This is a genomic window from Aeromonas sp. QDB20 (assembly GCF_027707805.1).
GTDB lineage: Bacteria > Pseudomonadota > Gammaproteobacteria > Enterobacterales > Aeromonadaceae > Aeromonas > Aeromonas dhakensis.
In genome coordinates this window covers 1-14,132 of record NZ_JAPCJC010000014.1, presented here as the reverse complement: position 1 = coordinate 14,132, position 14,132 = coordinate 1, and the positions used below count along the sequence as shown (strand labels likewise).

Genomic DNA, 14,132 nt, shown 5'->3' with positions numbered 1-14,132 from the left:
CAGAATTTAAATATCCCATGATGGACGTTTTTTATACAAACCCGCTCGATTCTAGGAAATGACCAACAAAAAAGAAACAATAAAAAGCCGGTCACAAGGACCGGCTCCAACAAAACAGACCTGAATCACATCAATCCGGGGAAGACCCCCTTGATCCCCGCCACCATGATCTCGATGCCCAGCGACATCATGATGAGACCCATTATCCGGGTCACCACGTTGATGCCGGTGTTGCCCATCACCTTGAACAGCAGGGGGGCGGCGCGGAATATCAGCCAGGAGCAGAAGGCAAACACCATCACCACCAGCGACATGCCCAGCATCTGGGACCAGGTGCTCTGGCTGGCGTAGACGATGGAAGAGGAGATGGCACCGGGGCCCGCCATCAACGGCAGCGCCAGCGGCACCACAGCGACAGATTCCCGCGCGGCCAGTTCCCCTTTCTCCTGTTTGTTGTGCTTCACCTCCCCCAGCTTGCCCTGCAGCATGGACCAGGCGATCAGGGTGATGAGCGAGCCGCCGGCGATGCGAAAGGAGGCCAGCGAGATGCCGAATCCGTCCAGGATCAGTTGCCCCATGGACATGGAGACCAGCAGGATGATCATCACCGCAATGTTGGCGGTGGTGTTGGTCTTCATCCGCTCTTCCGGCGTCTGATGGCTGGTCAGGCTGACGAACACCGGCAGCAAGCCGAGCGGGTTGATGATCGCAAACAAACCGATGAAAAACTTCAGATATAAAGAGACGTCAATCGCTGCCATAGGCGCCATCCAGAAGTAGTACGAGGCCCTGTGGGCCACCCCGATAAACCGAGCGTAAATTTACATCATGCCCGAAACCTTCACCAATCAAATAATCTCACCCTTTCCGTGGCTTTTCAGTTAGTTCCTCTAATGCATCGACAAAATTCGACAGATTGAGTTGTTAATAAAGATTGTCGCGATTTAACACTCTGATAAAATCGCTTCGAGTTTTATCTGGCCATGGAGTTTGGCCGCAACATTTCATCTCAGCAAACAAGGATTTCGTGATGATTGATACGGACATCGAGTTGCAGTGGCACCTGGATGCACTGCCCGCAGGCACCCTGAACCCATTGCTTAGCTTCTTCGGGCGACTGCCGGTTGATCCCTACATTCAGGGCAGCTTTCGCCAGCGCCGCTACGGCCGGGTGGAGAAGGAGGGCTCCCGCTTTCAGCCCCTCGACAACGGCGTCTTCTTTCAGGCGGCCGCCATCAACAAGTTTCTGGGGGATGTGCCCAGAACCTATGCCGAGCTGGAGCCTGCCTTCGTCGCTCACCCCTCCTTTATACAGCTGCTGAAACTGTTCGCCCGCCACACCCGGCTGGAAGACGGTCAGGCCATCGGCATTCACCAGATGCGCATCGTCACCGGCGAAGGGGAGAGCGTCCCGCCCGCGCCGGAGGGGGTGCACCAGGATGGCTTTGACTTCATCGGGGTCTTCTTCTGCGGCAGTGAAGGGGTCAGCGGCGGCGCCTTGCAGCTCTATCATGGATTAAAAGAACAACCATTTTTCCAACAACAATTAAACGTCGGTGAGTATCTGATCCTGGATGATCGCCGTTTCTATCACAATGCCGCCCCCATTCTGCCCCTGGGCCCGGACCGGGGACATTGGGACGTGATCGTGCTAACTGCTTGAAAAATGGTGCGTGAACCCCTGTTCACGCACCATTCATCCCACCTCTGGCTCACTAAACAACCGCGCAACATCTGGCAAACATGTATTGTGAAACAAAATTTCTTTTGTTCTTTTGTTACACATGATCCAGATCAAGTTTTTCTGAGTCAGCCCCGCTCTATAATCGACTCAGAAAGCGATTTAGTAAGGCATGTAAATACCCCGTTGTGGTGATTCTGTTCTTGACAGGGCATCTATAATTGCCGGGCATTGCCAAGGTCTTACTAAACAGTTTTCAAATCATCAGGAGATAAACATGGCAGTAACCAATTTGGCTGAACTGGATGCACTGGTTGCCCGCGTCAAAGAAGCGCAGCGTGAATTCGCCAGCTTCTCGCAAGAGCAGGTAGACAAGATCTTCCGTGCCGCCGCCCTGGCCGCCAACAACGCCCGTATCCCCCTGGCCCAGATGGCCGTGGAAGAGTCCGGTATGGGTATCATCGAAGACAAGGTTATCAAGAACCACTTCGCCTCCGAATACATCTACAACAAGTACAAAGAAGAGAAGACCTGCGGCATCCTCAGCGAAGATGACGAGATGGGTACCATCACCATCGCCGAGCCGGTAGGCATCATCTGCGGTATCGTACCGACCACCAACCCGACCTCCACCGCGATCTTCAAGTCCCTGATCTCTCTGAAGACCCGCAACGCCATCATCTTCTCCCCGCACCCCCGCGCCAAGAACTCCACCAATACCGCAGCCAAGCTGGTACTGGATGCAGCCATTGCCGCCGGTGCCCCGAAAGACATCATCGGCTGGATTGACCAACCCTCTGTTGAGCTCTCCAACGCCCTGATGAAGCACAACGACATCAACCTGATCCTGGCCACCGGTGGCCCGGGCATGGTGAAGGCCGCCTACTCCTCCGGCAAACCCGCCATCGGTGTAGGTGCCGGTAACGTACCGGTCGTCATCGACGAAACCGCCGATGTGAAGCGTGCCGTCGCCTCCATCCTGATGTCCAAGACCTTCGACAACGGCGTGGTCTGTGCCTCCGAGCAAGCCGCCATCGTGGTCGACTCCGTCTACGACCAGGTGAAAGAGCGTTTCGCCACTCACAATGGTTATGTGCTGTCCAAGGAAGAAGCCGACAAGGTCCGCAAGGTCATCCTGATCAACGGCGCCATGAACGCCAACATCGTGGGTCAGCCTGCGGTCAAGATCGCTGAAATGTCTGGCGTCACCGTGCCTGCCAACACCAAGATCCTGATCGGTGAAGGCGTGAAGATCTGTGAAGAGGAAGAGTTCGCTCACGAGAAGCTCTCCCCGACCCTGGGTCTGTTCCGTGCCAAGAACTTCGAAGAAGCCGTCGAGATGGCCTGCGACATGGTCAACCTGGGTGGTATCGGCCACACCTCCGGTCTCTATACCGACCAGGATCGCAACGCCGACCGCATCAAGTACTTCGGCGACAAGATGAAGACTGCCCGTATTCTGATCAACACCCCGACCACTCAGGGTGGTATCGGTGACCTGTACAACTTCGCGATGGCACCGTCTCTGACGCTGGGCTGCGGCTCCTGGGGTGGCAACTCCATCTCCGAGAACGTGGGTCCCAAGCACCTGATCAACAAGAAGACAGTCGCAAAACGGGCAGAAAACATGCTGTGGCACAAACTTCCGAAATCCATCTACTTCCGTCGTGGCTCCCTGCCGATCGCCCTGGGCGACCTGGAAGGCAAGAAGCGCGCCATGATCGTGACCGACCGCTTCCTGTTCAACAACGGCTACGCCGACGAAGTGGTTCGTCTGCTCAAGGGCCTGAAGATGGAAGTGGAAGTGTTCTACGAAGTCGAAGCCGACCCGACCCTGTCCGTGGTGCGCAAGGGTGCCGAAATGGCCAACTCCTTCAAGCCGGACGTGATCGTCGCCCTGGGCGGTGGTTCACCGATGGATGCGGCCAAGATCATGTGGGTGATGTACGAGCACCCGAACACTGCGTTCGAAGATCTGGCCATGCGCTTCATGGACATCCGCAAGCGTATCTACAAGTTCCCGAAAATGGGCGTGAAGGCCGAACTGGTCTGCATCACCACCACGTCCGGTACCGGTTCTGAAGTGACCCCGTTTGCGGTCGTGACCGACGACGCCACCGGCGTGAAATACCCGCTGGCCGACTACGAGCTGACCCCGAACATGGCCATCGTCGACGCCAACCTGGTGATGGGCATGCCCAAGTCCCTGTGCGCCTTCGGTGGTATCGACGCCGTGACCCACGCCATGGAAGCCTATGTTTCCGTGCTGGCCAACGAGTACTCCGACGGTCAGGCACTGCAAGCCCTGAAACTGCTGAAGGACTACCTACCCTCCAGCTACCTGAACGGTGCCAACGACCCGATCGCTCGTGAGAAGGTACACAACGCGGCCACCATCGCCGGTATCGCGTTCGCCAACGCCTTCCTGGGTGTGTGCCACTCCATGGCTCACAAGCTGGGTGCCGAGTTCCACATCCCGCACGGCCTGGCCAACGCCCTGCTGATCAGCAACGTCATCCGCTACAACGCGAACGACAACCCGACCAAGCAGACCGCGTTCTCCCAGTACGACCGTCCGCAGGCTCGTCGTCGCTACGCCGAAGTGGCCGACCACCTGGGTCTGACCGCCGCCGGTGACCGTACCGCCGCCAAGATCGAGAAGCTGCTGGTATGGCTGGACGAGCTGAAGGCAACCCTGGGTATCCCGGCCTCCATCCGTGAAGCCGGCGTCGCCGAGGCCGACTTCCTGGCCAAGGTTGACCAGCTGGCCGTGGAAGCCTTCGATGACCAGTGCACCGGCGCCAACCCGCGCTACCCGCTGATCAGCGAGCTGAAAGCCATCCTGCTGGACACCTACTACGGCCGTCCGTTCACCGAGGAGGCCCAGGTTGCCGCCAAGGTTGATGCCAAAGTAGAAGGCAAGAAGAAGTCCAAAGCCTGATAAGCTGAGTCGACTCGAGAGCCCGCGCACATGCGCGGGCTTTTTTGTTTGTCTATCTGCTTAATTTTGCTAGCTTGTTCATAGGCATTCATGAAATGCGAGCGAGCGTATGGCGCTGATACAGGCATCCATAGAACAGTTGCGGGTCGGTCACTATATCCATCTTCCCACGGGATGGACCAATCACCCTTTTATGTTCAATGCCTTCAAGATCAAGGATCAACAGCAACTCGACATCATCCGCCACCTTGACCTCAATCTGCTGATGGTCGACCCCGACAAGAGCGACCTCCCTCTCGAGCCCCTGTTGCGTGGCGATATTCCGAGCCCAGGCCCCGATCTCTCCGTTGTCGAAGAGCCGGAGGATAGCGGCCCTCCCCCGTTTGACGAGAAGGCATTTCGCCGCTCCCTGCGCGCCGCCGACAAGGCCTTCGGCCAGTCCATGTCCGAGCTGCGCGATGCCCTGGGCGCCCTCAACCTCAAGCCGGACGAAGGGCTTGCCAACACGGCGCAGATAGTGCGCAACGCCGCCGCCCGCATCAGCGCCCACGAGGGCCCCCTCGGGCTGCACCTCATTCGCAGCCCCCATACCGACATCCTGCTGCAGCACAGCCTGAACGTGGCCTTCATCGCCATGTTGATGGCACGGGAGCTGGGCATGACTCCCATCGAGATCGAGGAGACCGGCCTGGCCGGGCTGGTGCACGACATTGGCGAGCTGAAGATCCCGACCCAGATCACCCAGAAGCGGGGGGAACTAAACAAGTCGGAGCAGAACTTCCTCAAGATGCACCCCCAGTACGGACTGGAGATGCTGACCCAGTTGCAGGCCTTCGAGCCCAAGATCCGTCAGGTGGCCCACCTGCATCATGAGCGGCTCGACGGCAGCGGCTTTCCCCTAGGCATCAAGGGGGGCGAGATCCCGCCGCTGGCACGGATCATCGGGTTGGTGGATTACTATGACGAGCTGCTGCACCCGCGCAACAGCGCGACACCGGCGGCGCCGAGCCAGGCCATCAGCCAGCTCTACAAGCTGTCGCAAAAGAAATTCGACCAGGATCTGGTCAAGCTGCTGATCAAGGTACTGGGGGTCTATCCGCCGGGCTCGCTGGTGCAGCTCTCCGACGACTCGGTGGCCCTGGTGCTCTCCACCGAACCCACCATGCCCCTCAAGCCCAAGGTGTTGCCCTACATCAAGGCACAACGACCGGAAGGGGTGGCCATGGTCGACCTGCGGGAAGATGAGCGCACCATCAAATCCTTTCTCAAGCAGGAAGATCTGGACGAAGGGCAGCGGCTATTTTTCAACCTGACCCGACGCTTCTGTTACTATTTTGCATTCTGAGTTATCCCCAGAAGCTGGGGATAACTCATTGGACAAACCTGAATAATTGCCCGATTACCCTCAAAATGGTTTGCCACGTCCCCTGGATAAAAAACGCCCGACCTGCTGGTCGGGCGGAGCATGCCACCTCCGTGTGGCGTATCCAACGGATACATTCATGCTCAATTCAGCAATATCAATCCTTGGGCAATTACACAAATATCAATTTAACATGCTGATTTTATATGGTTTTATTCCGCGTTTCTGGCACACTTCGCCGGCGTTCTGGCCAGAATGGCCCACAGAACAAGATCCTGATCACATTTATTCAAGACTGCCGCTTTTTTCGGCACGGACTCTGAGGAACGTTTTTTATGCAGTTGGTCCTCTCCCTGCTTCAACAGATGAGCGTCAGTCTGGTCATCGCCTACCTCTTTTCCAAGAGTCCGCTGCTGCGCCCACTGACCAACTATTCGGTCAGGCTGCCCCACAAGGTGCTGATTTACCTCATCTTCTCCTGCTTCTGCATTCTGGGTACCTATGTGGGACTGGATATCGACGATGCCATCGCCAATACCCGCGCCGTGGGCGCCGTGCTGGGGGGACTGCTGGGAGGCCCGCTGGTGGGATTTCTGGTGGGACTGACCGGCGGGATACACCGTTATACCCTGGGGGGATTCACCGATCTCGCCTGCGCCATCTCCACCACCTGCGAAGGCTTGCTGGGCGGACTGGTGCACTGGCGACTGATGCGGGCAGGCAAGATGGATGCGCTGTTCGAGCCGCGCATCGCCTTCTTCACCACCCTCTACGCCGAGATCATGCAGATGGTGATCATCCTGCTGGTAGCCAGCCCGTTCGACAAGTCCCTGTTGCTGGTGCGCACCATCGCCACCCCCATGATCCTCGCCAACTCCTGCGGTGCGGCCCTCTTCATCAGCATGATCCGCGATCAGCAGCGAATGTACGAGAAGTTCTCCCGGGTCTTCTCCGCCAAAGCGCTCACCATCGCCAACCGCACCGTGGGGATCATGAGCCAGGGGTTTACCCCCGAGGCCAGCACCCGCATCGCCCAGATAGTGCAGGAGGAGACCGGGGTCGGAGCGGTCGCCATCACGGATACCGACAAGATTCTCGCCTTCATCGGCATCGGCGAGGATCACCACAAGCCGGGTACCCCCATCACCTCCGCCATCACCATGCAGGCCATCGCCCAGAACAAGGTGCTGTTTGCCGACGGCAACAGTCAGCCCTACCGCTGCAGCATCTTGCCTCAGTGCCAGCTCGGCTCTGTGCTGGTGATCCCGCTGCACGGCGACGAGGGGGTGATCGGCACCATCAAGCTCTATGAACCCAAGAAGCGGCTGTTTCTCAAGATCAACCACACCCTGGGGGAAGGGATCGCCAACCTGCTCTCCCAGCAGCTGCTGACCGGCCGGCTGGAGCAGCAGCAGCGGCTGCTGGTGCAGTCCGAGCTCAAGCTGGTGCAGGCCCAGATCAACCCCCATTTTCTGTTCAACACCCTCAACACCATCAGTGCCATCACCCGGCGCGAGCCCGAGCGGGCGCGCCAGCTGCTGCTCCACCTCTCCCTGTTCTTTCGCAAGAACCTCAAGCGCCAGAGCGGGCTGGCCACCCTGCAGGAGGAGCAGGAGCACTGCCAATCCTATCTGGAGATCGAGCTGGCCCGCTTTGGCGACCGGCTGACGGTGCAAAACGACATCCCGCCCGACCTCGCCGGCCTCAAGCTGCCGAGCTTCACTCTGCAGCCACTGATTGAAAACGCCATCAAGCACGGCATCTCCACCCTGCTGGAGCAGGGGCGCATTCGCCTCTACACCGAGCAGACGACGGATCGGGTTACCATTCACGTCGAAGACAATGCCGGCACCTGGCAGGAGAAACCGGCCGGTGACGGGCTCGGCATGACCCTGGTGGATCGGCGCCTCAAGAGCGCTTTTGGCAACCGTTATGGCCTGAGCGTCAGCTGCGAGCCCGACTGCTGGACCCGGGTCTCCGTCACCCTGCCCAGGGAGGCGTCATGATCCGGCCGTTGCACCAAGCCAGCTTTGTCCCCCAGCCACGCAGGAGAACCCCATGATCCGCACCCTCATCGTCGATGACGAGCCGTATGCCCGCGAGGAGCTGATGCAGCAGCTGGCCGCCGAGTCCGATATCGAGCTGCTGGGGACGGCCGCCAACGCCATCGAGGCGCTTCCGCTCATTCAGCGGCTCAGACCCGACGTGGTGTTTCTCGACATCCAGATGCCAAAGCTGAGCGGCATGGAACTGGTGGCCATGCTCGATCCCCTGCCCCGCATCGTGTTCGTCACCGCGTTTGACGACTACGCCATCCAGGCGTTCGAGGAGAACGCCTTCGACTACCTGCTCAAACCGGTGGAGCCGGCCCGCCTCGCCAAGACGCTGGCGCGGCTGAGACAGGATCTCAGCCCGCAGCCCATGACGGCGATCGCCCCCGCCATTCGCCACATTCCGGGCTACCTGCACAACCGGGTGCGGCTGCTGCCCATCGAACAGGTGGAGTACGCCTTCTCCGATCTCGGCGGCGTGCACGTCGCCAGCCAGGGTGAGCTGTTCCACACCCAGCTCACCCTCAAATCGCTGGAAGAGAAGACCCCGCTGCTGCGCTGCCACCGCCAGTATCTGGTGGCCCCGACCGCCATCTTTGAAATCCGGCTGCTGGAGAATCAGCTGGCGGAGATAGTGACCCCGAGCGGTGCCCAGGTACCGGTCAGCCGCCGCTACCTGAAGGAGTTGAAGGAACAGCTCGGGCTGGAGTGAGCCGCGTGGTGTGAGCCGGATCACGAGCGCCAACCACTCGGGTCGCCATACGGCCGCTCGCCCTTTTTTACCTGCCGTTAACAGTGCAAGCCCCTACACTGGCCGCGCACACCAAAAAATAACAAAGCAGGAGCGTAGCAATGATCTGGTTCTTCCTCTGTGTCGGCTTACTTGTGGCCGGCTACTTCGTATACGGCAAATTCATCGAGCGGATATTCGGGCCAAAACCCGAGCTGAAAACCCCCGCCATCACCATGGCGGACGGGGTGGACTATGTCCCCATGTCGGACAAGAAGGTCTACCTGGTGCAGTTGCTCAACATCGCCGGCGTCGGCCCCATCTTCGGCCCCATCCTGGGTGCCCTCTACGGCCCGGTCGCCATGCTCTGGATCGTCTTCGGCTGCATCTTCGCCGGTGCGGTTCACGACTACTTCTCCGGCATGCTGTCGGTGCGCGCCAAGGGCGCCTCTGTGCCGACCGTGGTCGGTGAGCACCTCGGCACCGCCGCCAAGCACTTCATGAACCTGTTTGCCGTGGTGCTGTTGATGCTGGTGGGCGTGGTGTTCGTGCTGAGCCCGGCGGGCCTCTTGGCCAACCTCACCTCCACCGACCTGGTCTACTGGATTGTGGCCATCTTCGCCTACTACATCCTGGCGACCATAGTCCCCATCGACAAGATCATCGGCCGCTTCTACCCCATCTTCGGCGCCCTGCTGGTGTTCATGTCGGTCGGCCTCATCATCGGCCTCATCGTCTCCGGCAAAGGCTTCTACAACACCGGGATGGACTTCTCCAACCTGCACCCGACCGAACTGCCGCTCTGGCCGCTGCTGTTCATCACCATCGCCTGCGGCGCCGTGTCCGGTTTTCACGCCACCCAGTCCCCGCTGATGGCGCGCTGCATGCAGAACGAGAAATCCGGCCGCTTCATCTTCTACGGAGCCATGATCGGTGAAGGGATCATCGCCCTCATCTGGTGCACCCTGGGGCTCTCCTTCTACGACAGCACAGAAGCGCTCAACGCCACCCTGGCCAGCGGCGGCCCCTCTGCCGTGGTGCACGAGGTCTCCACCAGCCTGCTCGGCACCGTTGGCGGCATCCTGGCCATCCTGGGCGTAGTGATCCTGCCCATCACCTCCGGTGACACGGCGTTTCGCAGTGCCCGCCTCATCGTGGCGGACTTCCTCAACCTGACCCAGAAGCCGATGGCCAAGCGACTGCTGATCGCCATCCCCATGTTCATCCTCGGTTTCATCATCTCCAAGGCCGAATTCGGGGTGATCTGGCGCTACTTCGGCTGGGCCAACCAGACCACCGCCGTGATGATGCTGTGGGCTGCCGCCGCCTACCTCGCCAAAGAGGGCAAGCTGCACTGGGTCTGCACCCTGCCGGCCATGTTCATGACCGCCGTGGTGTTCACCTACCTGGCCAACGCCCCCATCGGGTTCGGGCTGGAGATGGGCGTCTCCACCCTCATCGGTCTGGCCAGCACCCTGGTGGTGACCGTCGCCTTCCTGATGAAGTTCAGACCCGCCCTGATCGGCAAGGCCAGCGAAAGCTGATCCACGCCAAACATGTCAGAAAAGGAGCCATAAAGGCTCCTTTTTTTGCTGCTAATTTCCCCTCACTGATGCCATACTCCCTGCGTAAGTCCTTGTCATGGATACGACTTTATGGACTCGCCCCAATAATACCGTCATCTATCTTGACGATTTCGAAGCCACTTAAGCTTCAGTACAACAAGATTGCTTAAGATTTCGGGCCCAACAGGATGGAAACCCGGTTGCTGGTTGTGTTGCAGAACCCGGGATCCAATGACAATGCTGTGCGTCACGCCGGTGGAGGCATAAATGACACTCGATTATTTTGCTCTTGGTCTGCTTTTTTTTGTGGGTTTGGTCATCTTTTACGGGGTCATCGTCATTCACGACATTCCCTATGAAATAGCCAAGCATCGTCAGCATCCCCATCAGGATGCCATTCACGTGGCCGGCTGGGTCAGCCTGTTTACCCTGCACGTGCTGTGGCCCTTCCTCTGGATCTGGGCGACCCTCTACCGGGAGGATCGGGGCTGGGGCTTTACCCAGCGTATCGAGCGCGACGAGAAACACCTCGCCGAGCTCAAGGATGAGGTCGCCGCCCTGCGCAGCCGCCTCGATCAGCTGACCCAAGAGAAGGAGTGATCATGGATCTCTTGCTGGTTCTCACCTACACCGCCATCTGTGTAGCTGTCTTCAAAATCTTCCGCATCCCGCTCAACAAGTGGACCGTGCCCACCGCCGTACTCGGCGGCGTGCTGCTCATCGGCACCCTCATCATGCTGATGAACTACAACCACCCCTACTCCGAGATGGCGCGCAACTACTACGTCTCCACCCCCATCGTTCCCCTGGTCAAGGGCCGGGTCAGCGAGGTCGCGGTCAAGCCGGACCAGAAGGTGAAGAAGGGTGACGTGCTGTTTCGTATCGACGACGAGCCGTTCCGCCAGCGCGCCGCGAGCCTGGAGGCCAGGGTCAGCTCCAACGAGGAGCACCTCAAATCCATCGAGGCGCGCATGCGCTCGGCCAAGCTCGACCGGGATCGCGCCGCCGAGCTGATGCGCCGCGGCATCGGCAAGCAGCGCGATCTGGACGTGACCCAGGCCAACGTCGACGATCTGGTCGCCCAGCTCGATCAGCAACAAGCCACCCTGGACGATGTACGGGCCCAACTGCGCGAAGCCAAGTATCAGCTCGACCAGACCGTGGTCTATGCCCCGAGCGACGGCCATGTGGTACAGCTGGCCCTGCGCCCGGGCATGATCGCCACCCCCTTCATGTATCGCCCGGTGATGACCTTCATCCACGAGGATGACAATGCCTACGTCGGCTGGTTCTGGCAAAACAGCATGCAGCGCCTGGCGGTAGGGGACGAGGCCGAAGTGGTGATCGACGGCATCCCCGGCAAGATCTTCAAGGGTGAGGTCGAAGCGGTGATCCCCGCCATCGCCTCGGGCAACGTGCAGGCCAATGCCGCGCTGATCGACCAGAGCTCGGCGGTGATCCCCGGCCGCCTGCCGGTGCGCATCAAGATCACCGACCCGCGCTGGCAGGAGTATCAGGTGATAGCCGGCTCCAGCGGTCAGGCTGCCATCTACACCAAGCATTTCCATCACGTGGCCATCATGCGCAAGGTACTGCTGCGCATGGCCAGCTGGATGAACTACATCTTCCCCTTCCACTAAGCCGCAACGACGTAGCCAGCGGGCCGGCACCATGCCGGCCCGCTGTTTTTTGGCGCCAAGTTCCCTATAATGGCGCCACCCTGCTCCGCCCCTCGTCGATGTACCCAGCCTGCATGTTCGTTCTCAGACCCTACCAGACCGACGCCGTCAACGCCGTCATCAGCCACTTTCGCAAACACCCGGATCCCGCCGTGGTGGTGCTGCCCACCGGGGCCGGCAAGAGTCTGGTGATCGCCGAGCTGGCCCGCAAGGCGCGCGGCCGGGTGCTGGTGCTGGCCCACGTCAAGGAGCTGGTGGAGCAGAACCACGCCAAGTACGAGGCCTGGGGCCTCCAGGCCGACATCTTCGCCGCCGGCCTCAATCGCAAGGAGGCCAGCGCCCAGGTGGTGTTCGGCTCGGTGCAGTCGGTGGCGCGCAATCTGGAGGCCTTCGACGGTGCTTTTTCGCTGCTCATCATCGACGAGTGCCACCGGGTCTCGCTCGATGATGACAGCCAGTACCATCAGGTGTTAGGCCACCTCAAGGCCGCCAATCCGGCCCTCAAGATCCTCGGCCTCACCGCCACCCCCTATCGGCTCGGGCTGGGCTGGATCTACCGGCGCCACTACCACGGTATGGTCAAGAGCCACGGCGAGCGGCTGTTCGGCGACTGCGTGTTCGAGCTGCCGCTGCGCTTCATGGTCAAGAACGGCTACCTGACGCCGCCGCGCATGGTGGATGCCCCCATCGTCCACTACGACTTCAGCCGGCTGGTACCGCGGGAGAATGGCCTCTTCAGCGAGGCGGATCTCAACGGCGAGCTCAAGCGTCAGGAGCGGGTCACCCCCCATATCCTGAGCCAGGTACTGGAGTATGCCCGCGAGCGGCAGGGGGTGATGATCTTCGCCGCCACCGTCGAGCATGCCTGGGAAATTCACGGCCTGCTGGGAGCCAGAGGGGAGCAGGCGGCTCTCATCACAGGTGACACCCCGGGGCCGGAGCGCGACGCCCTCATCAGCGCCTTCAAGGCGCGCGAGCTCAAGTTTCTGGTCAACGTGGCGGTGCTCACCACCGGCTTCGATGCCCCCCACGTCGACCTCATCGTGATGCTGCGCCCCACCGAGTCGGTCTCCCTCTACCAGCAGATCGTGGGCAGGGGCCTGCGCCTGTCGCCCGGCAAGACCGATTGTCTGGTGCTCGACTATGCGGGCAACAACTTCAACCTGTTTGCCCCCGAAGTAGGGGAGCCTAGGCCCCATGCCGGCACCGAGCCGGTGCAGGTGCCCTGCCCCGCCTGCGGCTTTGCCAACACCTTCTGGGGCAAGACCGACGAGGATGGCAAGGTGATCGAGCACTACGGCCGCCGCTGTCAGGGGCTGTTTGAAGATGACGAGGGCAACCGCGAGGAGTGCGACTACCGCTTTCGCGCCAAGATCTGCCCCGCCTGCGGCGGTGAAAACGACATCGCCGCCCGCCGTTGCCAGAGCTGCGATCAGTTGCTGGTGGACCCTGACGACAAGCTCAAGGAGGCGCTCAATCTCAAGGATTGCATGGTGATCCGCTGCGCGGGGCTGACCTTGACGGTCGGGCGCGGCAAACAGGGGGAGCGGCTGGAGGTGGTCTATCACGACGAGGATGGTCTCACCCTCAATGAGTACTTCGGATTTCACTCGGCAGGCGCACGGCGCTTGTTTCAACAGCACTTTGTGCGTCATCATTGGCCCGCCCCGGGGCTGGAGCCCGAATTTGCCACCCTGGCGAGCGTGCTGGCGGTGGAACATCAGTTTCGCCACCCCGATTTTGTCATCGCCCGCAAGTCAGGGCGCTTCTGGCAGATCAAAGAGAAGATTTTTGATTATGACGGCCGCTATCGCACCGCCAATTCACTGGCGTGATGGCGACCGGCATAAGGCGTATGAATTGCTTTGCCACGGCCGTTCCGGCATCGGCGGGTACAACAAGGTTTGAGTTATCAGGGCCGGCCCACTGCCGGGCCCCTTCGTCACGTTAGAGGATGTTATGCACTGAGAGATCCCCTCATAATTTCCCCAAAGCGTAACCATGTGTGAATAAATTTTGAGCTAGTAGGGTTGCAGCCACGAGTAAGTCTTCCCTTGTTATTGTGTAGCCAGAATGCCGCAAAACTTCCATGCCTAAGCGAACTGTTGAGAGTACGTTTCGA

At 59.9% G+C, this 14,132-nt stretch carries 10 protein-coding genes and 1 pseudogene; 9 read left to right on the top strand and 2 right to left on the bottom strand.

The window, feature by feature from the left end; genetic code table 11:
* Window positions 1–125 precede the first annotated feature (125 nt).
* The gene (locus PG897_RS15740; protein WP_005302204.1) at window positions 126–761 is read right to left on the bottom strand and encodes a YchE family NAAT transporter; all 636 of its coding nucleotides are present in this window, start codon (window positions 759–761) and stop codon (window positions 126–128) included.
* 269 nt (window positions 762–1,030) lie between these two features.
* Between PG897_RS15740 and PG897_RS15735 the strand changes: the two genes are divergently transcribed.
* The 9 genes from PG897_RS15735 (at window position 1,031) to PG897_RS15695 (ending at window position 13,845) form a co-directional block, all read left to right on the top strand.
* Window positions 1,031–1,663 carry a 2OG-Fe dioxygenase family protein gene (locus tag PG897_RS15735; protein WP_043169558.1) on the top strand — a complete coding sequence of 211 codons (633 nt, stop codon included), beginning with the start codon at window positions 1,031–1,033 and terminating at the stop codon, window positions 1,661–1,663.
* Window positions 1,664–1,958: 295 nt separating this feature from the next.
* A complete protein-coding gene (gene adhE / locus PG897_RS15730) occupies window positions 1,959–4,622 on the top strand; it encodes a bifunctional acetaldehyde-CoA/alcohol dehydrogenase (protein ID WP_005302211.1) in 2,664 nt (887 codons plus the stop codon).
* 109 nt (window positions 4,623–4,731) lie between these two features.
* The gene (locus tag PG897_RS15725) at window positions 4,732–5,967 is read left to right on the top strand and encodes an HD-GYP domain-containing protein (protein ID WP_042050674.1); all 1,236 of its coding nucleotides are present in this window, start codon (window positions 4,732–4,734) and stop codon (window positions 5,965–5,967) included.
* Between the two features lie 353 nt (window positions 5,968–6,320).
* Window positions 6,321–7,991 carry a sensor histidine kinase gene (locus PG897_RS15720; RefSeq protein WP_270829195.1) on the top strand — a complete coding sequence of 557 codons (1,671 nt, stop codon included), beginning with the start codon at window positions 6,321–6,323 and terminating at the stop codon, window positions 7,989–7,991.
* A 52-nt stretch (window positions 7,992–8,043) separates the two neighbouring features.
* The gene (gene btsR, locus PG897_RS15715) at window positions 8,044–8,748 is read left to right on the top strand and encodes a two-component system response regulator BtsR (RefSeq protein WP_216973028.1); all 705 of its coding nucleotides are present in this window, start codon (window positions 8,044–8,046) and stop codon (window positions 8,746–8,748) included.
* A 140-nt stretch (window positions 8,749–8,888) separates the two neighbouring features.
* Window positions 8,889–10,310 carry a carbon starvation CstA family protein gene (locus PG897_RS15710; RefSeq protein WP_005302222.1) on the top strand — a complete coding sequence of 474 codons (1,422 nt, stop codon included), beginning with the start codon at window positions 8,889–8,891 and terminating at the stop codon, window positions 10,308–10,310.
* A gap of 288 nt (window positions 10,311–10,598) precedes the next feature.
* Complete coding sequence (locus PG897_RS15705) at window positions 10,599–10,931, top strand: DUF3302 domain-containing protein (RefSeq protein WP_005302225.1); 333 nt, start codon at window positions 10,599–10,601, stop codon at window positions 10,929–10,931.
* 2 nt (window positions 10,932–10,933) lie between these two features.
* A complete protein-coding gene (locus tag PG897_RS15700; RefSeq protein WP_005302227.1) occupies window positions 10,934–11,971 on the top strand; it encodes an HlyD family secretion protein in 1,038 nt (345 codons plus the stop codon).
* Between the two features lie 113 nt (window positions 11,972–12,084).
* The gene (locus PG897_RS15695) at window positions 12,085–13,845 is read left to right on the top strand and encodes a DEAD/DEAH box helicase (protein ID WP_270829194.1); all 1,761 of its coding nucleotides are present in this window, start codon (window positions 12,085–12,087) and stop codon (window positions 13,843–13,845) included.
* A 142-nt stretch (window positions 13,846–13,987) separates the two neighbouring features.
* Here PG897_RS15695 and PG897_RS15690 read toward each other — a convergent pair.
* Window positions 13,988–14,132, bottom strand: a pseudogene (locus tag PG897_RS15690) (IS4 family transposase); the annotation flags it as partial.

Coding starts and splice junctions, on each gene's coding strand:
- PG897_RS15740 (WP_005302204.1), bottom strand. CDS start 761: ATGGCAGCGATTGACGTCTCTTTATATCTGAAGTTTTTCATCGGTTTG.
- PG897_RS15735 (WP_043169558.1), top strand. CDS start 1,031: ATGATTGATACGGACATCGAGTTGCAGTGGCACCTGGATGCACTGCCC.
- adhE (WP_005302211.1), top strand. CDS start 1,959: ATGGCAGTAACCAATTTGGCTGAACTGGATGCACTGGTTGCCCGCGTC.
- PG897_RS15725 (WP_042050674.1), top strand. CDS start 4,732: ATGGCGCTGATACAGGCATCCATAGAACAGTTGCGGGTCGGTCACTAT.
- PG897_RS15720 (WP_270829195.1), top strand. CDS start 6,321: ATGCAGTTGGTCCTCTCCCTGCTTCAACAGATGAGCGTCAGTCTGGTC.
- btsR (WP_216973028.1), top strand. CDS start 8,044: ATGATCCGCACCCTCATCGTCGATGACGAGCCGTATGCCCGCGAGGAG.
- PG897_RS15710 (WP_005302222.1), top strand. CDS start 8,889: ATGATCTGGTTCTTCCTCTGTGTCGGCTTACTTGTGGCCGGCTACTTC.
- PG897_RS15705 (WP_005302225.1), top strand. CDS start 10,599: ATGACACTCGATTATTTTGCTCTTGGTCTGCTTTTTTTTGTGGGTTTG.
- PG897_RS15700 (WP_005302227.1), top strand. CDS start 10,934: ATGGATCTCTTGCTGGTTCTCACCTACACCGCCATCTGTGTAGCTGTC.
- PG897_RS15695 (WP_270829194.1), top strand. CDS start 12,085: ATGTTCGTTCTCAGACCCTACCAGACCGACGCCGTCAACGCCGTCATC.